We start from the raw sequence: 22,184 nt of genomic DNA, 5'->3' as shown, positions 1-22,184 counted from the left end.
ACGATGAGCGACCTGCCTGCCGCCGGCGACCAAATGCCCGATATCGCCATGGAAACGCCTGAGGGGGGCAGCGTCAAACCCTCCGATTTTCGTGGCCGGAAGCTCGTCGTGTTCTTCTATCCCAAGGACAACACGCCCGGCTGCACCACCGAGGCGAAGGATTTCACCGCATTGAAGCCCGAATTCGAAAAGGCGGGCGTCGAACTGCTCGGCGTCAGCAAGGATTCGGCGAAGAAGCACCAGAACTTCATCGCCAAGCACGATCTGAAGACCCCGCTCGCCACCGACCCGCAGGAAGACGGCCTGTCCGATGCGCTCGGCATCTGGACCGAGAAACAGATGTACGGGAAGACCTATATGGGCATGGTCCGCACGACCTATCTCATCGATGAAAAGGGAAAGATCGCGCAGGTCTGGAACAAGGTGAAGGTCAAAGGACACGCCGAGGACGTGCTCGAAGCGGCGAAGGCGCTATAGCGGGCGATGGAAAGCGTGGCCGCGGCGATCCGCGCCGCTCTGCTCGAAGGCGATCCGCGCAGCAAATGCATGGCCACTCGCAAGGTCGCGCGGCAGTGGCGCCGCGGGGAGCTCGCCTTCGTGTTCGACGTGGCGATGCCCGACGAGCCCGCGCGCCCGCCCCGGCCCGAGCTCCTAGCGCCCGCCCGGATGCCCAAACGCGGCAAGTTCGGATCCGACCGCGGTCGGATCGCGCTGTGGCATTCTCTCGCGCATATCAAATTCGTCGCGATCGACCTCGCGCTCGACATGGCCGGCCGGTTCGGCGGAGAGATGGGTAAGGACTTCGTCTCTGATTTTCTCAGCGTCGCCGCCGATGAGGCGATGCATTTCGCGCTGCTCGCCCGTAAGCTCGATGTTCTCGGCAGCCAATACGGAGCGCTGCCAGCGCATGGCGGGCTGTTGCAGGCGGCGCACGAAACGAGCGGCAATGTCGGCGCGCGGCTGGCGGTAGTGCCGATGGTGCTCGAAGCGCGCGGGCTCGACGTTACTCCGGCAACGCTCGAACGGGTCCGCGCGGCGGGTGACGAACAGGGCGGAAAAATTCTCGCACGAATTCTTGACGATGAGATTCGCCACGTGGCGATTGGCACCAAGCATTTCCTCGCTTGGGCGGTATCAAAGGGTATTCAGCCCGAATCTGCATGGAAAAACCTGGCTCGCGCGCATTTTCGCGGAGCCATAAAGCCGCCATTCAACGACTCGGCGCGTCTTGCTGCCGGTCTGTCGCGCGAGTTTTACGCAGACATTGCGAATTAAGTTTTCGACCCGATAACTGACCCCCACGTCACGGGCACATCGGGGCCCAATCCTGTACGTTGCAACGCTTACCCGGCGCCGAAGGTTCCGAGGACAGAACACAAAAGCGTGCAATAACAACACAAATGGCGGATTTCCGCCAGTGAGGACCGGGTCCGCATGATCACCCTTTCGACGCGCACTTTCATCAAAGTCGCCGCCGCCATCGGCTGCGCACCGCTGCTGGTCGCCGCCACGCCGGCCTTTGCCAATTCTTCCGCCAGCGCCGCCGCCGATGTGACCGAGCCGGTTCGCGTTGCCGAGGACGAGACCCTGGCGAATGGCGATGGCCGGTTTCGCGAATTGTTCGCCAGTTGGTCGTCGCTCGATTCGGTGAAGACGCCGCAGCCCGGCGTTCCGGCGAGCATCTTCGAACAGCCGACCGTTTCGGTGCCTTCGCGGATGCCGCTCAACACCGGACGGATTTCCAGTTCTTACGGCATGCGCACCCATCCGGTTCTGCGCAAGCGCCGCGCGCATAAGGGGATCGACCTTGCCGCGCCCACCGGTACGCCGGTCTACGCCACGGCGGACGGGCTGGTCGGGCGTGCCGACTGGTTCTCCAGCTACGGCCTTTATATCAGCATCGATCACGGGGCCGATCTCGAAACGCGCTACGCGCACCTTTCGCGCCTCGCAGTCGCGGCGGGCGACACCGTCAGGAAGGGCGATGTCATCGGCTATGTCGGCTCGACCGGCCGTTCGACCGGTCCGCACCTTCATTACGAAGTGCGCGTCGATGGCGTTGCGGTGAACCCGATCCCCTACATGCAGGAAACCGAGGCGCAGACCCGCCTCGCCGAAACGCAAAGCGATATGATCCCCGGGCGCCGGCGCGTCGGCGCGGGCGGGCAGTAAGCCTCCCGGACAGGATTTGTCCGCCTGGAGGCGGGCCGGACGCAAGGAGAGGGTGTCCGAAATCGGGCGGCGGGTTCATCCCGCCGCCTTTTTCGTTGTTCGAGGCATTTTCGTTTTGGAGGCGGGCGCCGGGCTCTCACCGGCCGCCTGAGCCGGACGCCGTGTGCGAAAGAGGTTGAGTGCCGGCGTGGCGACGTTACGTTCCCGTAGCGAGAGGAACAGCGCATGCCTGCCACAAGGTGGGCGGCCCGGGAGAGACCTATGAGCATGCACCCCATCACCCATGCGGCCAATCGGCCCGATCATCCCGCTGTCATTATGGCGGGAAGCGGGGCGCGTATGAGCTTTCGCGAGATGGACGAGGAGGCCGATCGCTTCGCTCAGCTGCTGCGGGCACGTGGGTTTGGCGAAGGCGATGGGTTCGCGGTGCTGCTCGAAAACCGGATGGAGTTCTTCACCCTCGTCTGGGGGTCGCAGCGATCGGGCACGATGCTGGTGCCGATTTCCTCGCGCCTGACCGCGCCCGAGATCGCCTATATCCTGCGCGATTCCGAAAGCCGTCTCATCATCACCTCCACCGCCTTCGACGAAGTAATTGAGGGGGTGCGCGAGCAATGCCCCGAGGCCGACGTGCTGGTGATGGATGCGGACGGCGAGGAGGATTTCGCCTCGGCCTTGGCCAAGCATCCTGCGGAGCCGATCGCCGATCAGAGCGCCGGCATCGTCATGCTCTATTCTTCGGGGACCACCGGAAGGCCCAAAGGCATCCGTCCCGCTCCGCCTGAGGACCCGGACGTTCAGGCGCCGAACCCGCTGATGGGCCTGGCGATCATGGGCGCAGGGATGCCGACCGACGGCTCGATGGTCTATCTCTCCCCCGCCCCGCTCTACCACGCCGCCCCGATCGGCTGGGCGACCACGGTTCACCGCCTCGGCGGCACTGTCGTGGTGATGGAGAAGTTCGAACCCGAAGCCGCGCTCGCCGCGATCGAGCGATACGGGGTCACCGACAGCCAGTGGGTGCCGACCCATTTCGTGCGCTTCCTCAAGCTCGATCCCGAAATCCGCACCAAGTACGACCTCTCCAGCCACCAGCGCGCCCTGCACGCCGCCGCGCCGTGCCCGGTGCCGATCAAGCGCGAAATGATCGAGTGGTGGGGCCCGATCATCAACGAGTACTATGCCGGCTCCGAAGGCATCGGCATGACGCTGGTCAAGAGCCCCGAGTGGCTCAGCCATCCCGGCAGCGTCGGCCCCGCAATCTACGGCACGCTCCACATTTGCGGCCCCGATGGGGAGGAGGTTGCCGCGGGCGAGGATGGACTGATCTTCTTCGAGAACGCGCTGCTCCCGACTTATCACAACGATCCCGACAAGACCGCCGATGCGATGCATCGCAAGGGCTGGATGACGCTCGGCGATATCGGTCACGTGGACGAGGACGGCTACCTCTACCTCACCGATCGCAAGAGCCACATGATCATCTCCGGCGGGGTCAACATCTACCCGCAGGAGATCGAGAACCTGCTCGTCACGCACGACAAGGTCATGGACGCCGCCGTCATCGGCGCGCCCGACCCCGATCTGGGCGAGAAGGTGGTCGCGGTCGTGCAGCCGCTTGACATGGACGAAGCGGGTGAGGCGCTCGAGGAAGAGCTGCGCGATTTCCTCGCGCCCAGCCTAAGCCGCGTGAAGATGCCCAAGCTGTTCGACTTCCGCCCCGACCTGCCGCGCGAGGCCAATGGCAAGCTGTACAAGCGCGAGCTGCGCGACGAGTATGCCCGGCAATCGGAGACCGCGTGATGGCTACGCGGGAAGCCCATCGCCTCGATCAGGCGCGCGTGCAAGCGCTCATCGATCCGGCGACCTATGCACAGTGGGACGGCGCGCTCGACCTGCTCGACACCATCCGGTCCGAGGCCCCGGTCGCCTGGGTCGATGCGGGCGAGCCCGACCATCCGCCCTTCTGGCTCGTCAGCCGCTATGACGACGTCATGCGCATGTCGAAGGACAACGCCACCTTCCTCAACAACCCGCGCACCGTCGTCTTTGCACTGACCGAGGGGATCGAGTTCGCCAAGTCGATGACCGGCGGTAGCGAGCACCTCGTTGCCAGCCTCGTCACCTTCGATGCGCCGATCCATATGATCTACCGCAAGCTGACGCAGAGCTGGTTCATGCCGGGGAACCTGCGCAGCCTCGAAGACGAGATGTGCGGGATCGCCCACAAGGCAGTCGATCGCCTGTTTGACGCGGGACCCGAGGTCGACTTCGTCAAGACCGTCTCCGCGCCCTATCCCTTGCACATCGTGATGCAGATCCTTGGCGTGCCAGAGGAGGATGAGGAGCGCATGCTGTTCCTCACGCAGCAGATGTTCGGCGGTTCGGACGAAGACCTGGCCGGCATGAAGGCGATGACGCCCGAGCAGGTGACGCAGATCGTCGCGGCCTCGGTCAAGGGGTTCGAGGAGTACTTCGCCGCCCTCACCGCCGAGAAGCGCGCGCATCCTACGGACGATGTCGCCAGCACCATCGCCAATGCCGTCATCGACGGCGAGCCTCTGAACGACCGCGACATGATGGGCTACTACATGATCCTCGCCGCCGCGGGTCATGACACGACGAGCGCCAGCACGGCGGGCGCCATGCTCGCCCTTGCGCAAGACCCCGCGCAGTTCGCGCGAGCGAAGGTGGACCGCTCGCTCCTCCCCGGCATCGTCGAGGAGGCGATCCGCTGGACCACGCCGGTTCAGCACTTCATGCGCACCGCGGCCGAGGACACCGAGGTTGGCGGCCAGGCCATCGCGAAGGGCGACTGGCTGATGATGAGCTACATCGCCGCCAATCACGACCCCGCGCAGTTCGACGAGCCCCGCCGCTTCGACGCCGCTCGCTCGCCCAACCGCCATCTGGCGTTTGGAGCGGGCGCACACCAGTGCCTCGGCCTGCACCTCGCCCGCCTCGAGATGCGCATCCTGTTCGAGGCCCTGCTCGACCGGATCGACAGCGTCGAGCTCGCAGGCGAAGCCAAGCGTTCCAGCAGCACCTTCGTCGGCGGCCTGAAGACGCTGCCGCTGCGCGTGAAGGCGGCGTAACAAGCCCCCGAGCCGCGCCGCCGATCCTACAGAGTGGAACAGGTGGAACACGGTCCAGGGGCAAAAACGCCCGAAGTGTCACTTTAGGCACAAAAAGCGTCACTGTAGCGCGTGGAGTGTCACCGTAAGTCGCATTGTGTCACTTGGGGGAAAGCAGAGTGTAACCGTGGAGCGTTTCGGAGTGTGACCTTGGCGAATGCCGAGTGTGACCTTCGTTGCGGGCGAAAGCGCGGGGCGTGCGGGGATTCAGACTGACAAAGAGCCGGGACCGAGAATAGCTGCACCGGGCGATGTAGGAAAATCGATCCTCTCGGGTCAGCAGCCATTATGTGTGTAAGCCGAACGCAAGATCCCATGCAGCTTGCCCCGAAGTCTCCTGAGCGCCAAACCGTTCGGCAGCGGGAGACACAACGTGACCAACACACTCTATTACGGCGACAATCTGCATGTGCTGGCCGAGCATATCGAGAATGAGAGCGTCGATCTTACTTATCTCGACCCGTCATTCAACTCCTCGATCCGGTCGATGATGTCCTCTTCGAATTTGTATAGGTCCACCGGTCCTTCCACCGGATGCCGTGTTTCCTCCTTGTCGACAAATGTGCCGAGATGGCGGGCTGTATCGCTGTTGAAATGCATCCGGGCGATGGTCTTGCGGTTGTTGTCATCGAGCAGGACGGCACAGTAAGACTTGGCATCCCGCATCACGATGCGGCTTGGATCGACCAAGCGAGATCCTATTGCGCGAATGATATTGAAGCCGTCAATTTCCGTTTGAGTGGTTTCAATCCCGTCATCTTTTAGCATGGTTGGGGCGACCTCCTCGCCGTCAGACGGATTGGAAGCGCGCAAAGCGGAAGTAAGGCGCTCGTTGACCTTCTCCCGGATAAGGGCGTTGACCGAAGCGACGATCAAGCTTCCGAAGGTTTCTCAGATCGCGGCAGTGACGCGGCCCCCATGAACCCGGCCTGCGATCAGCCGCACGAATTCGTCGGACGGCTCGGCGAATTCCCGGTCAAGCTCCTTCGCGACCAACGTCTGCATCTTAAGGTTTCCCGCTTCTGCGACTACCCGTTCGATGTCGAAGGTTCCCTTGATGAAGTTGGACAGCGTGCGAAGGTCCGACTTCTTTACGTTTTCGAGATCAAGGGTGAAGAATGGACGTTCATCCATCTTGTTGGGTGTGTCGAGGTCGGAGAAGAACTTGAAGATAACGCCGTTAGTCAACACGGCGATTCTCGCATCGGTTACTGTGAAATAGCGAAAGAGTTGCGAAGCGTGATTGACCGAAAGTTCGGAACTGGCAGGCTTGCATTCGATCAGGAAGGATATTTTCCCATCGGTGCAGACTGCATAATCGACCTTTTCACCCTTTTTGGTGCCTACGTCCGCTGTGAACTCAGGGATCACTTCACCGGGATTGAATACGTTGTATCCAAGAGCTTGAATGAAGGGCATCACCAGAGCATTTTTTGCCGCCTCTTCGGTCAGCAACACTTCTCGATGGTCCCGAATGGTCTTCGTAAGCTCAGCAAGTTCAGATTCAAGTTCCATTTGCGCCCCCTCAAAATCACTTTGGGCTAAATTACCTAGCCGGATTAAAGAGGCAAGCACTTACCTTTCCGATAACAGTTCGTCCGCCCCGACGAGCATCGGCTCGAATGGTGTACACTTTCCATGAGATGCGGCGACAATGTCTACGTCGGCATGATCCGCGATCTGCATTCCACCATGGAGCGCGAGAAAGCGCAGGCGGCGGTCTTCATCACCAAGGCGATGCCGACCAAGCCGATGGCACAGGAAGCGGCCAAGGTCGGCCTGTTCGAAAGCGACGTGACCGGGCGCAAACATCCGCGCCTGCAAATCCTGACGCTTGCGGAAATTTTCCGGGACAAGCGCCCCGATCTGCCGTGGATCGTCAGCCCCTACAAGAAAGCTCAGCGCAGCCAGAAACCCGACCAACAGGGCAAGCTGCTTTGAACCACTGATTGCGCCCCAGGCGCCCGCCTATTTCCGCGTCACCCCGGACTTGATCCGGGGTTAGGCTTCTTTCTTGCAGCGCCATAGTAAGCTGGACCCCGGATCCCCCGCCTTCGCGAGGGCAGGCAAGTCCGGGGTGACGAATGGTGTAAGGAAATCCGTTCGTGCTGAGCCTGTCGAAGCACCCGTTCGAGCTTGCCGAGAACGCTGCACCCGCTCTCGGCTACGCTCGAGCCCGCCCTTCGACAAGCTCAGGGCGAGCGGTGGTGTTTGTCCGCGCCCTAACCCAGCAACCTTTCCGCCACCTTGCGCACCTCCGCCCCCATATCCTCGCGTTCCAGCGCGAGCGCCAGCGTCGCTTCCACGAAGCCCAGTTTGCTGCCGCAATCGTAGCGGTTGCCTTCGAAGGTTACGGCGTGGAAGGGCTGGGTGCCGATCATCTTGGCCATCGCGTCGGTCAGCTGGATTTCGCCGCCGGCGCCGGCTTCCTGGTCTTCGAGGATGCGCATGACTTCGGGCTGGAGGATGTAGCGGCCCGAGACGATCTTGTTGGACGGCGCTTCTTGTTGCGCGGGCTTTTCGACCAGGCCCTTCACCGCGGTAAGCGCGCCGTCCTGTGCGCCCGGGTCGATCACGCCGTAGCTCGAGACCTCCTCGCGCGGCACTTCGAGCACGCTGATGAGGTTGCCGCCGACCTTCTCATAGGCATCGACCATCTGCTTCATGCAGCCGCTCCCGCCTTTTGCGCCCACCATCAGCTCGTCGGGCAGGAAGATCGCGAAGGGTTCGTCGCCGACCACCGCGCGCGCGCACCAGATCGCGTGGCCGAGGCCCAGCGGTTCCTGCTGGCGCACGGTAAGGATGGTGCCGGGCTTGGCACGGGTGGGGTCCAGCACGGCCATATCCTTGCCGCGCGCGCGCATCGTGTCTTCGAGCTCGTAGGCGATGTCGAAATGTTCGACGATCGCGGTCTTGCCGCGGCCGGTGACGAAGATCATTTCCTCGATCCCCGCCTCGCGCGCCTCGTCCACCGCATATTGGATGAGCGGGCGGTCGACGATCGGCAGCAGCTCCTTGGGCACCGCCTTGGTCGCGGGCAGGAAGCGGGTGCCGAGCCCGGCGACGGGGAAGACGGCTTTGCGGATCGGCTGATTGCTCATGTGCGGGCTCGCTGGCTGTGGTCGGATGGGTAGGGGCCGTGCCGCCTGCATTCGCCCACGTCAACGGGGCCGCGCATATTGCGCGCGCGCGCCTTTTGGCTAAGGCGGTGGGCCATGGACAAACTCATCATTCGCGGCGGCAAGCGCCTCTCGGGCACGATCCCGATCTCGGGCGCGAAGAACGCCGCCCTGACGCTCATCCCCTGCGCGCTGCTGACCGACGAGCCGCTGACCCTGCGCAATCTGCCGCGGCTGGCCGATATCGACGGGTTCCAGCATCTGATGACGCAATTCGGCGTCTCGACCGAGATTCACGGCAAGCGGCCGGAGGAATTCGGCCGGGTGGTGACCTTCGAAGCCTCGCGCATCACCTCGACGATCGCGCCCTACGATCTGGTGCGCAAGATGCGCGCCTCGATCCTGGTGCTCGGCCCGATGCTGGCGCGGATGGGCGAGGCCAAGGTCTCCATGCCCGGCGGCTGCGCGATCGGGAACCGTCCGATCGATCTGCATCTGAAGGCGCTGGAGGCGATGGGCGCCGAGATCGAGCTCACGCAGGGCTATGTCACCGCGAAGGCGCCGGACGGGGGGCTGCCCGGCGGCGACTATGATTTTCCGGTGGTGTCGGTCGGCGCGACTGAGAATGCGGTCATGGCCGCGGTGCTCGCCACGGGCACCAGCCGGCTGACCGGCGTGGCGCGCGAGCCCGAAATCGTCGATCTGTGCAATCTGCTCAGCGCAATGGGCGCGGAGATCGAGGGGATCGGCACCTCCGACCTCACCATCCACGGCGTCACCCGCCTGCACGGGGCGACCTACCGCGTGATGCCCGACCGGATCGAGGCGGGCTCCTATGCCTGCGCCGCGGCGATCACCGGCGGCAACGTCCTGCTCGAAGGCGCGCGGGCGGGCGACATGGTGGCCTCATTGGCGGCGATGCGCGCGATCGGGCTCGAGGTCGAGGAGGAAAAGAAGGGCGTCCACATCGCCGCCAACGGTCATCTCAAGCCCGTCGATCTCACCACCGCGCCGTTCCCCGGCCTCGCCACCGACATGCAGGCCCAGCTGATGAGCCTGCTCACCAAGGCCGAGGGGACCAGCGTGCTGACCGAGACGATCTTCGAAAACCGGTTCATGCACGTCCCCGAACTCACCCGCATGGGCGCGGACATTTCGACCGAGGGGCGCACCGCGATCGTGAAAGGTCCGGCCGAGCTAAACGGCGCGGAAGTGATGGCGACCGATCTGCGCGCTTCGATGAGCCTCATTATTGCCGCGCTGGCGGCGAAGGGTGAAACGCAGGTGCGCCGGATCTATCACCTCGATCGCGGCTACGAGCGGCTGGAGGAGAAGCTGCAGCTGGTCGGCGCGGATATCGAACGGGTCGGCGACGACTAGGGCGCGCGCACCCTCTTCGCCCGATGGGAATAAATATCAGGCTGGGAACCACGCGCCCCCTTCGCGCGTCGGTTGGTCATACAGGGAGATTCCCTCATCCCCCCAACGGAGACCCAACCCATGCTACTCAAACTCGCAGCGCTCGGCGCCCTCGGATATGCCGGCTATCGCTATTACCAGAAGAACCAGACCGATCGGAACGGCGTCGCCTTTGCCGACGGCGAACCCGAAGGCGCGTTCCGTAATGCCGGATCGGCAGCGACCGCAACCAAGGGCGACGCGATGAGCGACACCGACGAGGCGCTCGACGAAACCTTTCCGGCTAGCGACGCCACCGCGAAGTATTAGAGCTCTCGCCCCATGCTCACCCGCGGTTCCGCGGCGAAACCGAGTGTTTCGTAGAACTTTGCGACTACGCGATTTCCCGCGCGAACCTGCAAATTGACCTTTGAGCACCCGCGCCTTTTCAACTCGTGCACCGCAGTGTCAACCAATTGTCCGCCGATCCCGTTTCGCCGGTGGCTTGGCGCGACCGCAACGCTGTACAACCAACCGCGATGGCCGTCCCAACCTGCCATGATTGTGCCAACCACGCCGGCGTTCACATCCAGTGCCACCCAAAACAGGCCGTCCTTCACCGCCAGTTTTACCGGGATGGCTAAAGAGGCGCGATTGCGCTCCGGATCGTCCGGGAAGACCTCCTTCCACAAGCGCTCGACTTCGGTAAAGTGGTCCTGAATGTATTGCGTGATGCGGATCATGTTTTATCGCTCACCAGCCATACCCGGATCGCGCCCGCGAGGCCTGGTGGTGTCGGCGCGGCGATCCGCTCCGCATCGATCCGGGCGACCAGCGCGCTGACCGGCAGCCCCTCGTGCTGCGCCGCCGCCTTCAGCATGTTCCAGAAGATCGGTTCGAGACTGATCGAGGTGCGATGCCCGTCGATCGCGATCGAGCGTTTGACCGGCGGATGATAGGGGACGGGCGGCGCAGGATCGGTCGCCGGCTCGTCTTCCGCCGGCGCCGCATCAACCTCGGCCGGTGAAAACTCGTACAACAGCGGTCGATCATCGATCGAGGGCAGCAGGGTCCGCCCGCCGCACGCCTCGTACAGCGATCTTGCCGCCGCATTGTCGACCTCTGTCAGCACCCAGCCGAGCGCAGCACCCCGCTTGCGTCCCTCCGCAAGCAACCGCTCCAGCACGGCGCGACCGATCCCCCGGCGCCTGTAGGACGGCGCCACGCCCAGCTCGTTCACCCATAATTCCCGCGGCTTGTCTGGATGCAAGTAAGTCACCCCCGAAGCGAAACCGACGATCTCTCCCGCATCTACGGCAATCGCGATATGGTGGTTCGGTTCGGCCAGAAACCGCTCGAGCAGACCCATGTCGACCGGGCCGTCGAACACATGGGGCGCGATCGAGGCGAAAAGCCCGGCATGCGATGCGTCGGCGAGAAGGACGTCAACCATGGCTTAACCATAGAGCCGCGTGCAGCGGACTGCGACCGGATATCCCGAACACGTCCGCGCTGCTCCGCGAGATCGTCTCCTCACCGTCCGCCTTGCGACGTGCGCGAAGGCTTCCTCAAGCCGCGCGCGCCTTCGCCAGCAGCCGGGCGAAACCGCGCGAGCGGTGTCTGTCGAAGGGCTGGAGGCCGAGTGCGCACAGCGCCAGTTCCTCGCTGTCGAGCGGATGCTGGAAGCCGAGGCCGTAGCGTCCCGCCTCGCGCCAGTGGACCTGCGCCAGTTGCGGCGGCAGGCCGGGCAGTTCGAAAGTGAGCAGTCCGCGGGTGCGGATCGCGCCCGCGCAGGCGATCTTCGCGCCCTCGCAGGATATGTCGAGCAGCCGCGCGTCGAGCACCTGCTGCCCATCCTGGACGCGCACGGTCCCGGACACGTTGAGGCGGATGGGTCGCGAGCCGCCCGGCGCCTGTTCGGCCAGAAATTCGGAGAGGTTCACGCAGCAGCCGAAGCGATAGCCCGCCTGGCGTTTTTCGGTCCAGACCCGCTCGACCGGGTAGGTCGTGTCGTTGGCGAGCTGGAGGAGCACGCGAGGCTCCGGCGGAACGTCGTGGAGGAAGCCGAGGCTGATCCCGCCTTCCGACACGTCGCGGATCAGCGTCAGATATTCGCCCGACTGGCAGACCAGCTTGGCGCGCCGCAGCAGCATCGAGGCGCGGTGCGATTGCCGCGCTCCTGGCACCATTGAATTATCGTCAGCGGGATCACCGCCCGACGTCTCATTGTTATGCACCGTCATGGGCCGCACCCCCTCTGTTCCGGCTTTCGACCGGCCTCGAGGTGTTAAACCCCCGGTAACCTGCCTTAAAGAAAGCTACGTAAAGAGGGTTAAGATCGGGTTACCGCCGGCCCCGTGTCGCGCGGCGGGACGGGTATGGGAGGCTTCCGGCGCTGTCCGGCGGCGGCGGCGAGATCGGCGAGCGCGCGCGGGGCGAAGGCGAAACCGGCGAGGTAGAGCGGCAGAGCGAGCTGCATCCAGTAGAAATTGTCGGGCCGCGCGAACAGGGCGATGGCGGCAAAATAGCCGGCGAACCAAAGGAAGGCGAAAAGGCCGCTGCGCCCCGGAGAGCCGAGCCAGCCGATGAGCGGAAACAGCGCGAGCGGCGCGGCGAGCGCGGGCGGCAGCATGGCGAGGATCGTGAGCTGGGAAAGCGCCGCGATCGGCAGGGCCACGCCCGCCATACCGCCCCAGCCGCCCGAGGCGGGGTCGCCCGCGACAATCTGCGCCTCGACGGCCAGGAAATGCAGCGCCATAGCCCCGGCGAACAGTGCGATCACAGCGCCCACCGCCGCCGCCTCGCGCCAGCTCTGCCGCATCGCCGCCAGCAAAAGCCATAGCAGGGCGAAGGGCAGCGTCAGTTCGCGAAAGGCGAGCGCGGCGGCGAGCGCGATCAGGCTGAGGGCGTAGCGGCGCGGGCGATGGGCCGCCCAGGCGATGGCGAGAAAGAGGCCGGCGAACAGTTCGTGGATCAGCCCCGCGACCGGCATCGCAACGCCCGCCCCGCCGACGACAAGCAGCATCACCGCCGCCGCCCGCTCCGTCAGCGTCGTATGCGCCGAAAGCCGGCGATGGAGCAGGAATGCGGCCGCCAGGAGCAGCGCGATGCCAAGCCAACGCGCGCCGTCGATCCCGATGCCGGCATGGAGCATGGCAAGGGTCGGCAGGCGGACGGTGACGAAGGGGCGCACCGGGTAGCCGCGCTCTCGCTGCTCGGCCAATGCGGTGGCATAATAGGCATCGCCCGCCATGATCCGCTGCGAGATCGCGCGGTAGAGCGCAAGGTCGCCTGCACCGGGGCGCTCGGCAGTCTGTGCCGCGACCGGATCTGCCATTTTCGGATCGGCGGGCGCGGCCGAGAGCGCTGCCCAACCCATTGCGACCGCTATCACCGCGAGCAGGATCCATGCCGCAGGGCGCGGAAGGTGTGCGAGGCGCCGGGGCGCGCTTTCCCATCTACGCCAGCGGACGAGCGGCGTCACCGGCGGCGCCATGTCAGCCAGCTGGTCGCGGCGTAGTTCCAGACCGAGCCGATCGCCGCGCCTGCGAGGCCGGAGAGCCACCAGCCCCACGCATCGGAAAACAGCAGCGTGCTGATCCCGACATTGGCGAAGGCGCCTAGGCTGCACGCGGCGCAGAAGCTCGCCCAGCCGGCGATCCAGCCCCAGCCGCGCCGCATGCGGTCGCGATAGGTCAGCGCATTGTTGAGCGTGTAATTGAAGGTCATCGCTCCGAGCGTCGCCAGGGCCTGCGCCACCGGAAAGGCGAAGGCGGCGACGGCGAGGCCGAGCCACAGCAGCGCCATATGCACCACCGTGCCGACCAGCCCGATGGCGCCGAACATGATCAGCCGTACCGGCAGAATGCGCCCCAGCAGCTTGTCGAGCAGCAGCTCGCCATATTGCAGCGCCACCGCGCCATCGAGCTTGGACGTTCCGGCGACGCGCGTGCGGAAGGAATAGGGCACTTCGGCTAGTGCGATCGGCGCGGGATGCGAGGCGACGATGTCGAGCAGGATCTTGTAGCCGCGCTGCGACAGGCGCGGCGCGATGTCGAGGAACAGTCCGCGGCGGATGGCGAAAAAGCCGCTCATCGGATCGCTTAGCTGCGTTTTCATGATTCCCGCCGAGAGGCGCGTTGCGAACCGGCTGATCCGCACTCGCGCCGCCGCCCATTCGCCAACCGACCCCCCGCCCGCATAGCGCGTGCCGACGGCGAGGTCGGCCCCGCCGCTCGCCACCGCTTCGACCAGCTGTGGCAGGATCGTCTCGTCATGCTGCAGATCGCCGTCGATCACCGCGACCACCGGGGCGATGGTGGAGAGAAACCCCTCGGTCACCGCCGACGACAGCCCCCGCCGCCCGACCCGCCGGACGAGCCGCACCCGGCGATCGGCGGCGGCGATGCGTTCGACGAGGTCGGGGGTGCCGTCGCTCGAACCATCGTCGATGAAGAGGATCTCCCCTTCGAGCGGCCCAAGCGCGGCAAAGACCCGCGCGGTCAGCTCCTCGACATTGTCCACCTCGTTCAATACCGGCACGATCACCGCGCAATCGAGCGGGGGCGTGGCCAAGGGCGCTAACCGTGCCTCGGCACGTTCGAAATCGCTGGTCTTGTAGGTAAACACGCCTGGAACCCTGCCCCTGTTTCAGGAGCCTTGTGCGCGAACAGGGTTAATTCTCGCTAAAGGGATCGGCCGGAAATTGGGGGGCTCGCCGTGCTTGTCTCACCCTGCCGAAAGCAGGACGACACCGATGGCCACCGCAATGACCGCGATCCACTTTCGCGGCGCGATCTTCTCCTTGAGGACGACCGCTCCGATCAACGCCGCGAGGACGATGCTGGTCTCGCGGATCGCCGAAACCTCGCCCATGGCGGCGACACTTATGGCCCAGACCGATATGCCGTAGGCCAGCGCCGACAACGCCCCGGCCAAGGCGAGGACGGCTCCGGCGCGTCCGGCGGGCATTGTCGGCGCGCGTCGGCGGATGGCGACAAAGCTCAGTGCGATGAGCGTGCCCGCTGCCGCGGCCTGCCAGACTGCATAGCCGATCGCGCTTTCGGACACGCGAACGCCCAGCCCATCGACCACGGTGTAGCTGGCGATGAACAATCCGGTCATGAGCGCAGCGCGGATGGCAGTTTTGGATGGCGCCGCTTCGTTGCGGGTCAGCGCGAGAATTCCGCCTGAGATAAGGGCGATCCCGGCAAGGCCCGACGCATCGGGCAACTCGCCGGCAGTCAGGGCGGCGCCCAAAGTCACCAAGACGGGCGCGCTGCCCCGCGCAATGGGGTAGACGCTGGCGAGATCGCCGTGGTCGTACGCGCGCACCAGCGCGAAGCAATATCCCACCTGGATCGCCGCCGAGAGGCCGAGGAATGGCCAGCTTTCCGGCGCAGGGGGTGGAAAGACGAGCATGAGCGGCAGCGCCGGCAGCGCGCTGAACACCGCGAGGATCGCGATCGACTGCAGCCGGTCAGCCTCGCTCTTGATTAGCGCGTTCCACCCTGCGTGAATGGCCGCTGCGACGAGCAGCAGGGTAGCGGCCAGTGCGGACATCGGGCGTTACGCTCCGCCGGCGACGCGCCCTCAATACATATGTTGGCCGCCATTGATGCTCATGGTCGATCCGGTCATGAAGGCGCCGTTTTCGCTGGTGAAAAAGGCGACGCCGCGGGCGATTTCCTCGGCCTGGCCCAGGCGGCCCACGGGGATGCCGGCGACGATCTTTTCGAGCACCGCTTCGGGCACGGCGGCGACCATGTCGGTGTCGATATAGCCGGGCGCGATCGCGTTGACCGTAACGCCGAATTTCGCGCCTTCCTGCGCCAGCGCCTTCGTAAAGCCGTGAATGCCCGATTTGGCGGCGGCGTAATTGACCTGGCCGTATTGGCCGGCCTGGCCGTTTATCGAGCCGATATTGACGATCCGGCCCCACTTGCGCTCGCGCATGCCGGGGAAGGTCGCCTTGGCCATGTTGAAGCATCCGCCAAGGTTGACGCGCATGACGTCGTTCCAGTCTTCGAAGCTCATCTTGTGCAAGGTGCCGTCGCGGGTGATGCCGGCATTGTTGATCACGATGTCGATATCGCCGTGCTCCTCGGCGATCTTCGCGCATCCTTCGAGGCAGGCTTCGTGATCGCCGACATCCCATTTGACCGCGGGGATGCCGGTTTCCTCGGTGAAGCTGTTCGCCGCCTCGTCATTGCCGGCGTAATTGGCGATGACGGTATGGCCCTGGCGCTGCAGGCGTTTGCAGATCGCTTCGCCGATCCCGCGCGTTCCCCCCGTGACAATGGCGACTCGGCCCATGGCTTATTCTCCCCTCTCGGTATTCTATCTCCGGCGAGCGTAGCGTTGGCGTAGCGTCGGGCAACAAAAAACCCCGCGGCGAGCGGGGTTTGTAATACCGATGTCCAAGTCGGTGCGAGCGCGATCAGAAGCGGATCTGCGTGCCGACATAGACGGCCTGGCTGTCCTGCTGCGCATTGGTCAGCGGGTCGAGCCGTTCGCGCTCTTGCGAATAGCGCACGCCGGCGGTCACATCGAGATTGGGCGAAAGGCGGAAGCTGCCGCCGAGATCGACGGTCTGCGCCGCGGTCGAATCGAGCGTGTTGACCGAACGTCCGGCCACGCGCTCATCCTCGAGCCCGATCCGGGGCTGGAGGCGCGAGGGCTCGTCCTCGCGGGTCGGTTGCGCGGGTTCGAACTGCGCGAGATCGGGCATGCCGAGGGTGCGCAGCGGCGCGGGCGTGCGGCCCGAAACGGGCACGTCGGCAATCGCCTGTCCGGCGGCGGGGACGCGGGCGAAGCTCTGATAGCCGCGCGCGGTGCCGAGGTTGAAGCGGCTGGTCTGAAGGCCGGCGATGCCACGTCCGTTGCCCGGCGCGGTCTCCGCAGCCTTGCGCACCGAAATCGCCTGCGCCGCCTCGTCGTCGATGCGAACGGCGACGGTGACAGTGCGCTCGTTGGTCACCGCACGGGCGCCGAGCGGCGTGAAGCGCAGGCCGTGCCGGCGCGATTTCTCCGCGACCCGTGCGGCGAGTGCGGGATCGACCGAAGGCGGCGTGAACAGATCGAAACCGGTACGGGTATCGGGGTCCGAGGCAGCAAGTTCCTGCGACAGACCGGCCACCGCCATACCGGCGGAGGGCAGGGCGATCGCGGCAAACAGGGTAGCGCCCAGCGCAAACGGCGCGGCGAGCCTAAGCCCGCCCCGTTTTTGCGCTGTTTTGTCTGCCACCAATTGCACGTCCTGCCCCTTCGAACGCTCCGTATGCGGGAGCCAATCTCTGATCGGCATCGCCCGGCTCCGCAAGGAAGGACGCGCGACCCGCAGGATAGTTCCAGCGCCGGCTTGTCGAAAACAAGATTCGCGGCTCAGCCTGGTGTGTCCTGGTCGAATGAATGCCCCGAACCGATCCTGGACTACGCGATGCGACTCGCGCTGTCCTAAGCGGAACATCCCTTGCGACTCGTGAACCTTAGGTCCAGCACCCCGTCGAGCGCAATGTTTTCCACAAGGCCTCTTCGGCAAATTGGAACATGTGTTGCGTGGGGCACACAGGCATGTGGCGAGCGCCCATTGCCGGTTAAGCCGCGATACAGTTCTCCCCGCACAGGCCGTCGTCCGACCGCGCGCCCGCCTCCTGCCCGTCCCTCGCGTGCGCTTGAAGCATCGGGGAAGGGCGGTATAGAGCGCGCATGCGAGCTTTGAGGAATGAAGGAATGGCCCAGCCTGTGACAAGCGTATCCGAACCCGGCCACCGGACCAACGCCCAGAGGGTCCGCCAGGCGGCGCGCGGGGCACTGGGCCTGGCCGCATTGGCTGCGCTCGCCGCCTGCGGCGGATCGGACCGGCCGCGCACCGAGCTCGCCGCGGCGCAGCTCAATACGATCGGGGTCAATGCCTATCTCTGGCGCGGCGCGCTCGACACGCTGAGTTTCGCTCCGCTCGCCTCGACCGACAGTGCCGGCGGGGTGATCGTGACCGACTGGTATGCCAATCCCTCCAACCCGAACGAGCGGGTCAAGGTGACGGTGACGATCCTCGACCAGGATCTGCGCGCCGATGCCCTGCGGGTTTCCGCGAGTCGCCAGGTGGCGGAGGGGACGGGCTGGGTCGAGGCGCCGGTGCAGGCGGCAACGGTGCAGAAGCTGGAGGACATCATCCTCACCCGCGCGCGCGACCTCAGGCGCCAGGCGCTGGCCAGCTGACACCTATGCGCTATGGTTGCCGGGCGGCGCCCCCCTTGCGCTAAGGCGCGGCCCCGCTAGCGAACATCGCCATGACCGACACACGATTCGATCCGTCGCAAGCTGACGGGCGCTGGCAGCGCGCGTGGGAGGAAGCGGGGACCTTCACCGCCAACTCGGATAGCGACAAGCCCAAGAGTTACATCCTCGAGATGTTCCCCTATCCCAGCGGGCGCATCCATATGGGCCATGTGCGCAATTACACGATGGGCGACGTGCTTGCGCGTTACAAGAAAATGCGCGGGGCGGAAGTGCTGCATCCGATGGGCTGGGACGCGTTCGGGATGCCGGCGGAGAACGCGGCGATGGAGAAGGGCGTCCATCCAGGCAAGTGGACCCACGCCAATATCGACGCGATGAAGGCGCAGCTGAAACGCATCGGCTTCGCGCTCGACTGGACGCGCGAATTCGCGACCTGTGACCCCGAATATTACGGCCACGAACAGGCGCTCTTCCTCGATATGTACGAAGCGGGGATGGTCTATCGCCGCTCGTCCGAGGTGAACTGGGACCCGGTCGACATGACCGTGCTGGCGAACGAACAGGTGATCGACGGCAAGGGCTGGCGCTCAGGCGCGGAAGTCGAAAAGCGCAAGCTCGACCAGTGGTTCCTGAAGATCACCGACTTTGCCGGGGACCTGCTGGACGGGCTCGAGACTCTCGATGGCTGGCCGGACAAGGTGCGGCTGATGCAGGAAAACTGGATCGGCAAGTCGCAGGGGCTGGAATTCAGTTTCGAGCTGTCCGACGGCGAGACGCTCCCCGTTTACACAACCCGCCCCGACACGATTTTCGGCGCGAGTTTCGTGGCGGTCGCCGCCGATCATCCGGTGGCGCAAGCCGTCGCCAAGGACGATCCGCTCGCGGCCACATTCATCGAGGAATGCAAGAAGGGCGGGACGACCGCCGCCGAGCTGGAAACGATGGAGAAGCTCGGCTTTCGCACGCAGCTTTCCGCGAGGCACCCCTTCACGGGCGATGCGATGCCGCTCTTCATCGCGAATTTCGTGCTGATGGATTACGGGACCGGCGCGGTCATGGGTGTGCCGGGCCACGACCAGCGCGACTTCGAATTCGCGACCAAATACGAACTGCTGATCCGACGCGTTGTCGCGAGCGATGCGAGCGAGGCCGATGCGCCCATGGGCGAGGAGGCGGAGAGCGGCGACGGCGTGATCGTCAATTCCGACTTCCTCGACGGGATGAGCGTCGAAGAGGCAAAGGCCGAGGTCATTGCCCGCGCCGAGGGTGGTGGCTGGGGCAAGGGTACGACCGTATGGCGCCTGCGCGATTGGGGCATTTCGCGCCAGCGTTATTGGGGGACGCCGATACCCTTCATCCATTGCGAGACCTGCGGCATCGTACCCGTGCCGAAGGACCAGCTTCCGGTTAAGCTGCCAGAGGATGTCGACTTTTCGATCCCCGGCAATCCTCTCGAGCGCCACGCGGAATGGAAGGCGACCACCTGCCCAAAATGCGGCGGCGCGGCGCAGCGCGAGACCGATACGCTAGACACTTTCACCAATTCCAGCTGGTATTTCCTCCGCTTTGCTTCGCAGCCGGACGATGCGCCCTTCGATCCGGTGGAAGTCGCGAAATGGATGCCGGTCGAACATTATATCGGCGGGATCGAGCACGCGATCCTACACCTGCTCTACGCTCGCTTCTGGACCCGCGCGCTCGCCAAGATCGGCAAACTGGAAGTGAAGGAGCCCTTCGCCTCGCTGTTCACGCAGGGGATGGTGACGCACGAGACCTATGCACTGGGCGATGGCAGTTGGCTCTCGCCCGACGAGGTGCGCAAGGACGGGGAGGATTACGTCCATATCGAGAGCGGCCAGCCCGTTACCTCTGGCCGCGTCGTCAAGATGTCGAAATCGAAGAAGAACGTCGTCGACCCCGACAACATCATCGCCGATTACGGCGCGGATGCGGTGCGCTGGTTCATGCTCTCGGACAGCCCGCCCGAACGCGACCTGCCATGGTCGGAAAGCGGGATCGAGGGATGCTGGCGCTTCGTCCAGCGTTTGTGGCGGCTGTTCGACCAAATCGACGATAGTGCGAGCGGTGAGGACAAGGCGCTCGCCCGCAAGGCGCACCAGGCGATCGTCGCAGTCGCCGAGGATATCGAGGCGCTCTCCTTCAACAAGGCGGTCGCGCGCATTTACGAGCTCACCGGCGCAGCGGAGAAAGCCCCTCCAAGCGCCGACCGCAATTTTGTCATCCGCACGATCCTGCACCTCATCGCGCCTATGATGCCGCACCTCGCCGAAGAAGCGCACGCGAAACTCGGCGCCGACGCGCTGATTGCCGACGCCGCCTGGCCCAAGCACGATCCCGCCATGCTGGTCGAGGACGAGGTTACCATCGCGATCCAGCACAAGGGTAAGCTGCGCGACACGCTGACCGCCCCCAAAGGAGCGTCGAAAGACGACCTCGAGGCGCTTGCGCTCGCCAGCGAGAAAGTCCAGCGTTCGATCGATGGAGCCGCAGTGCGAAAGGTAATCGTAGTGCCCGACCGGCTGGTCAATATCGTTACGTGATGCGCGTTGCCGCCGCCCTGCTCGTCCTCGCGGCGCTTTCGGCCTGCGGGCTTCAGCCAATGTATGCGGGCGGAGCGTCTTCGCCAGTCGCACAAGGGCTGGCGGCGGTGGACGTGCCGGCGATACCGGGGCGCGACGGGTGGTTGGTGCGCAACGCCCTAACCGAGCGTATGGGAGCGGCGGGCGAGGCCGCGCCGACCTACCGGCTCGATGTGCGGCTCGACGATGCGCTGGAAGCGCTGGGCGTGCTCAATGACGACACGATCAGCCGCGAACGCCGGATCCTGCGCGCGCGATATCAGCTGGTCGACCTCACCAATGGCGAAATCCTGCTCGACGCAACCGCGGGTTCGGATGCCGGAATCGACGTCGTCAGCAGCGAATATGCGACCATCGCCGCCGAACAGCGCGCGCTGGAAAATCTCGCCGCCGACGTCGCCGAGCGGATCACGCGCCGGGTCGCGCTAACCCTGCGCGAGCGCGAAGGCGGGGCGGAAAACCCTTGAGCGCCGCGCGATGAAAGCGAAGCACACCGACTTCGCCCGCGGCGTTCCGCGCGCCGCTTCCTCGGCTTCCATCTTCTTCTTCTGCGGCCCGGACGAAGCGGGCGCCTCCGCCGCCGCGAATGCGGTGATCGCGGCGCTTCCCGAAGGGGGCGAGCGGGTCGAGCTTTCGGGCGGGGAACTAAAGCGCGATCCGGCGCGGCTGGGGGACGAAGCGCGCTCGGGATCGCTGTTCGGCGATGCCCGCCATATTCTCGTGCGCGCGGTCGGCGACGAGGCGCATGATGCACTGAAAGCGCTGATCGAGACCGGCGAGGCGGGCGGGGGCGAGCCTGCGCCGATCCTCGTGGTCGCGACCTCGGCCACCGACAAGTCGCGCACCGCGAAACTCCTGGAGAAGCGCGGCGATGCGCTGGTCGCGATGTTCTACCCGCCCGATCTTGCCAGCCTTGCCGCCTCGGTGCGCGCGTTGGCCGACGCGGCGGGGCTGCGGCTGGGCGGCGACCTTGCCGACCGGATCGCGCGCGCCAGCAATCTCGACGTGCGCCTCGCCGCCTCGGAGGTGGAGAAGCTCGCGCTCTACCTCGATGCCTCGCCGCAGGCGCCATGCACTGTTTCTGCCGAGGACTACGAAAAGATCGGCGCGGTGAGCGAGGAGGATGGTTTCGGCCCTCTGGTCAATGTCGTGATGAGCGGCGATCTCGGTCGGCTGGCGGGCGAGCTCAGGCGCGTGCGCGAAGTGGGCCTAAATGCCGTCGGGCTGCTGCTGGCGCTCGAGCGGCGCGCCGGCCAGCTCGCGCAGATCGCCGGACGGCTGGGACCGCGCGGCTCGATCGAAAATCTGGGGCGCGGCGAAAAGGCGCAGCTCGGCATTTTCTGGAAGGAAGAACGCGATATTCGCCAGCAACTTGCCCGCTGGCCCGCGCGCAAGCTCGACCGTCTGCTGCCCCGTCTGCTCGCTCTTCACCAGGCGCTGCTCGCCAACAGTCAGAGCGCCGACCTGCTGCTCGCGCAGGAGCTCTCGGCGATCGCTCGCTTCGCCGCGAAACGATAGTA

At 65.1% G+C, this 22,184-nt stretch carries 22 protein-coding genes and 2 pseudogenes; 12 read left to right on the top strand and 12 right to left on the bottom strand.

The genetic code is table 11. The features are described 5' to 3' along the window. Window positions 1-3 precede the first annotated feature (3 nt). The 5 genes from V2I30_RS12670 (at window position 4) to V2I30_RS12650 (ending at window position 5,267) form a co-directional block, all read left to right on the top strand. A complete protein-coding gene (locus V2I30_RS12670) occupies window positions 4-477 on the top strand; it encodes a peroxiredoxin (RefSeq protein WP_330662537.1) in 474 nt (157 codons plus the stop codon). A gap of 6 nt (window positions 478-483) precedes the next feature. After that, window positions 484-1,275: a ferritin-like domain-containing protein gene (locus V2I30_RS12665; protein ID WP_330662536.1), complete on the top strand. Its 792-nt coding sequence runs from the start codon at window positions 484-486 to the stop codon at window positions 1,273-1,275. Between the two features lie 159 nt (window positions 1,276-1,434). Continuing rightward, window positions 1,435-2,172, top strand: coding sequence for a M23 family metallopeptidase (locus V2I30_RS12660; protein ID WP_330662535.1), 738 nt, complete (start codon window positions 1,435-1,437; stop codon window positions 2,170-2,172). Window positions 2,173-2,433: 261 nt separating this feature from the next. After that, window positions 2,434-3,975 (top strand): acyl-CoA synthetase, encoded by a 1,542-nt coding sequence (locus V2I30_RS12655; RefSeq protein ID WP_442896936.1) that lies wholly within the window; start codon window positions 2,434-2,436, stop codon window positions 3,973-3,975. Then, the gene (locus V2I30_RS12650; RefSeq protein ID WP_330662534.1) at window positions 3,975-5,267 is read left to right on the top strand and encodes a cytochrome P450; all 1,293 of its coding nucleotides are present in this window, start codon (window positions 3,975-3,977) and stop codon (window positions 5,265-5,267) included. The genes V2I30_RS12655 and V2I30_RS12650 overlap by 1 nt, the downstream gene beginning before the upstream one ends. Before the next feature lie 489 nt (window positions 5,268-5,756). Here V2I30_RS12650 and V2I30_RS12645 read toward each other — a convergent pair whose 3' ends face one another. After that, window positions 5,757-6,182, bottom strand: coding sequence for a hypothetical protein (locus tag V2I30_RS12645; RefSeq protein WP_330662533.1), 426 nt, complete (start codon window positions 6,180-6,182; stop codon window positions 5,757-5,759). Between the two features lie 15 nt (window positions 6,183-6,197). Further along, window positions 6,198-6,821, bottom strand: a complete 624-nt coding sequence (locus V2I30_RS12640; protein WP_330662532.1) for a type I restriction endonuclease — start codon at window positions 6,819-6,821, stop codon at window positions 6,198-6,200. Window positions 6,822-6,944: 123 nt separating this feature from the next. Here V2I30_RS12640 and V2I30_RS12635 point away from each other — a divergent pair, with 123 nt between their 5' ends. Further along, window positions 6,945-7,247 (top strand): hypothetical protein, encoded by a 303-nt coding sequence (locus V2I30_RS12635; protein WP_330662531.1) that lies wholly within the window; start codon window positions 6,945-6,947, stop codon window positions 7,245-7,247. Between the two features lie 281 nt (window positions 7,248-7,528). On the opposite strand, the gene galU is transcribed toward V2I30_RS12635, so the two are convergent. Next, the gene (galU, locus tag V2I30_RS12630; protein ID WP_330662530.1) at window positions 7,529-8,407 is read right to left on the bottom strand and encodes a UTP--glucose-1-phosphate uridylyltransferase GalU; all 879 of its coding nucleotides are present in this window, start codon (window positions 8,405-8,407) and stop codon (window positions 7,529-7,531) included. Window positions 8,408-8,521: 114 nt separating this feature from the next. Between galU and murA the strand changes: the two genes are divergently transcribed. Beyond that, window positions 8,522-9,805 (top strand): UDP-N-acetylglucosamine 1-carboxyvinyltransferase, encoded by a 1,284-nt coding sequence (murA, locus tag V2I30_RS12625; RefSeq protein WP_330662529.1) that lies wholly within the window; start codon window positions 8,522-8,524, stop codon window positions 9,803-9,805. A gap of 120 nt (window positions 9,806-9,925) precedes the next feature. Next, on the top strand, window positions 9,926-10,153 hold the full coding sequence (locus tag V2I30_RS12620; RefSeq protein ID WP_330662528.1) for a hypothetical protein: 228 nt from the start codon (window positions 9,926-9,928) through the stop codon (window positions 10,151-10,153). Here the strand turns inward: V2I30_RS12620 and V2I30_RS12615 are convergent. From V2I30_RS12615 to V2I30_RS12575, 9 genes and pseudogenes are all read right to left on the bottom strand, one after another. Beyond that, window positions 10,150-10,566, bottom strand: a complete 417-nt coding sequence (locus tag V2I30_RS12615; protein ID WP_330662527.1) for a GNAT family acetyltransferase — start codon at window positions 10,564-10,566, stop codon at window positions 10,150-10,152. The genes V2I30_RS12620 and V2I30_RS12615 overlap by 4 nt on opposite strands. Continuing rightward, window positions 10,563-10,784 (bottom strand): annotated as a pseudogene (locus V2I30_RS12610) (ribbon-helix-helix domain-containing protein); the annotation flags it as partial. The pseudogene V2I30_RS12610 and the gene V2I30_RS12615, both read right to left, overlap by 4 nt. Before the next feature lie 129 nt (window positions 10,785-10,913). Beyond that, window positions 10,914-11,192: pseudogene (locus tag V2I30_RS12605) on the bottom strand (GNAT family N-acetyltransferase); the annotation flags it as partial. A 199-nt stretch (window positions 11,193-11,391) separates the two neighbouring features. Continuing rightward, window positions 11,392-12,066 carry a PilZ domain-containing protein gene (locus V2I30_RS12600; protein WP_330662526.1) on the bottom strand — a complete coding sequence of 225 codons (675 nt, stop codon included), beginning with the start codon at window positions 12,064-12,066 and terminating at the stop codon, window positions 11,392-11,394. An 89-nt stretch (window positions 12,067-12,155) separates the two neighbouring features. Further along, window positions 12,156-13,202 carry a hypothetical protein gene (locus tag V2I30_RS12595; protein WP_330662525.1) on the bottom strand — a complete coding sequence of 349 codons (1,047 nt, stop codon included), beginning with the start codon at window positions 13,200-13,202 and terminating at the stop codon, window positions 12,156-12,158. A gap of 101 nt (window positions 13,203-13,303) precedes the next feature. After that, window positions 13,304-14,398 (bottom strand): glycosyltransferase family 2 protein, encoded by a 1,095-nt coding sequence (locus V2I30_RS12590; protein ID WP_330662524.1) that lies wholly within the window; start codon window positions 14,396-14,398, stop codon window positions 13,304-13,306. A 153-nt stretch (window positions 14,399-14,551) separates the two neighbouring features. Next, window positions 14,552-15,385, bottom strand: a complete 834-nt coding sequence (locus V2I30_RS12585) for an EamA family transporter (RefSeq protein WP_330662523.1) — start codon at window positions 15,383-15,385, stop codon at window positions 14,552-14,554. Window positions 15,386-15,415: 30 nt separating this feature from the next. Beyond that, complete coding sequence (gene phbB / locus V2I30_RS12580; protein WP_330662522.1) at window positions 15,416-16,138, bottom strand: acetoacetyl-CoA reductase; 723 nt, start codon at window positions 16,136-16,138, stop codon at window positions 15,416-15,418. 124 nt (window positions 16,139-16,262) lie between these two features. Beyond that, window positions 16,263-17,069: a hypothetical protein gene (locus V2I30_RS12575; protein ID WP_330662521.1), complete on the bottom strand. Its 807-nt coding sequence runs from the start codon at window positions 17,067-17,069 to the stop codon at window positions 16,263-16,265. 485 nt (window positions 17,070-17,554) lie between these two features. Between V2I30_RS12575 and V2I30_RS12570 the strand changes: the two genes are divergently transcribed. The 4 genes from V2I30_RS12570 to holA all read left to right on the top strand — a co-directional run bounded on the left by V2I30_RS12570 (window position 17,555) and on the right by holA (window position 22,182). Then, window positions 17,555-18,043, top strand: coding sequence for a DUF3576 domain-containing protein (locus tag V2I30_RS12570; RefSeq protein ID WP_330662520.1), 489 nt, complete (start codon window positions 17,555-17,557; stop codon window positions 18,041-18,043). A gap of 71 nt (window positions 18,044-18,114) precedes the next feature. Next, window positions 18,115-20,625: a leucine--tRNA ligase gene (leuS, locus tag V2I30_RS12565; RefSeq protein ID WP_330662519.1), complete on the top strand. Its 2,511-nt coding sequence runs from the start codon at window positions 18,115-18,117 to the stop codon at window positions 20,623-20,625. Beyond that, a complete protein-coding gene (gene lptE, locus V2I30_RS12560; protein ID WP_330662518.1) occupies window positions 20,625-21,131 on the top strand; it encodes an LPS assembly lipoprotein LptE in 507 nt (168 codons plus the stop codon). The genes leuS and lptE overlap by 1 nt, the downstream gene beginning before the upstream one ends. A 10-nt stretch (window positions 21,132-21,141) precedes the next feature. Continuing rightward, window positions 21,142-22,182 carry a DNA polymerase III subunit delta gene (holA, locus tag V2I30_RS12555; RefSeq protein WP_330662517.1) on the top strand — a complete coding sequence of 347 codons (1,041 nt, stop codon included), beginning with the start codon at window positions 21,142-21,144 and terminating at the stop codon, window positions 22,180-22,182. Window positions 22,183-22,184 lie beyond the last annotated feature (2 nt).

The organism is Erythrobacter sp., assembly GCF_036351135.1.
Taxonomy (GTDB): Bacteria; Pseudomonadota; Alphaproteobacteria; order Sphingomonadales; family Sphingomonadaceae; genus Erythrobacter.
The sequence above is the reverse complement of the archived record's forward strand: the minus strand, read 5'-3'. Positions and strand labels throughout refer to the sequence as shown.

Excerpts from the sequence above, each read along its gene's own strand:
- V2I30_RS12670 (WP_330662537.1), top strand. The coding sequence starts at position 4 with ATGAGCGACCTGCCTGCCGCCGGCGACCAAATGCCCGATATCGCCATG.
- V2I30_RS12665 (WP_330662536.1), top strand. The coding sequence starts at position 484 with ATGGAAAGCGTGGCCGCGGCGATCCGCGCCGCTCTGCTCGAAGGCGAT.
- V2I30_RS12660 (WP_330662535.1), top strand. The coding sequence starts at position 1,435 with ATGATCACCCTTTCGACGCGCACTTTCATCAAAGTCGCCGCCGCCATC.
- V2I30_RS12655 (WP_442896936.1), top strand. The coding sequence starts at position 2,434 with ATGAGCATGCACCCCATCACCCATGCGGCCAATCGGCCCGATCATCCC.
- V2I30_RS12650 (WP_330662534.1), top strand. The coding sequence starts at position 3,975 with ATGGCTACGCGGGAAGCCCATCGCCTCGATCAGGCGCGCGTGCAAGCG.
- V2I30_RS12640 (WP_330662532.1), bottom strand. The coding sequence starts at position 6,821 with ATGGAACTTGAATCTGAACTTGCTGAGCTTACGAAGACCATTCGGGAC.
- V2I30_RS12635 (WP_330662531.1), top strand. The coding sequence starts at position 6,945 with ATGAGATGCGGCGACAATGTCTACGTCGGCATGATCCGCGATCTGCAT.
- galU (WP_330662530.1), bottom strand. The coding sequence starts at position 8,407 with ATGAGCAATCAGCCGATCCGCAAAGCCGTCTTCCCCGTCGCCGGGCTC.
- murA (WP_330662529.1), top strand. The coding sequence starts at position 8,522 with ATGGACAAACTCATCATTCGCGGCGGCAAGCGCCTCTCGGGCACGATC.
- V2I30_RS12620 (WP_330662528.1), top strand. The coding sequence starts at position 9,926 with ATGCTACTCAAACTCGCAGCGCTCGGCGCCCTCGGATATGCCGGCTAT.
- V2I30_RS12615 (WP_330662527.1), bottom strand. The coding sequence starts at position 10,566 with ATGATCCGCATCACGCAATACATTCAGGACCACTTTACCGAAGTCGAG.
- V2I30_RS12600 (WP_330662526.1), bottom strand. The coding sequence starts at position 12,066 with ATGACGGTGCATAACAATGAGACGTCGGGCGGTGATCCCGCTGACGAT.
- V2I30_RS12595 (WP_330662525.1), bottom strand. The coding sequence starts at position 13,202 with ATGGGTTGGGCAGCGCTCTCGGCCGCGCCCGCCGATCCGAAAATGGCA.
- V2I30_RS12585 (WP_330662523.1), bottom strand. The coding sequence starts at position 15,385 with ATGTCCGCACTGGCCGCTACCCTGCTGCTCGTCGCAGCGGCCATTCAC.
- phbB (WP_330662522.1), bottom strand. The coding sequence starts at position 16,138 with ATGGGCCGAGTCGCCATTGTCACGGGGGGAACGCGCGGGATCGGCGAA.
- V2I30_RS12570 (WP_330662520.1), top strand. The coding sequence starts at position 17,555 with ATGGCCCAGCCTGTGACAAGCGTATCCGAACCCGGCCACCGGACCAAC.
- leuS (WP_330662519.1), top strand. The coding sequence starts at position 18,115 with ATGACCGACACACGATTCGATCCGTCGCAAGCTGACGGGCGCTGGCAG.
- lptE (WP_330662518.1), top strand. The coding sequence starts at position 20,625 with ATGCGCGTTGCCGCCGCCCTGCTCGTCCTCGCGGCGCTTTCGGCCTGC.
- holA (WP_330662517.1), top strand. The coding sequence starts at position 21,142 with ATGAAAGCGAAGCACACCGACTTCGCCCGCGGCGTTCCGCGCGCCGCT.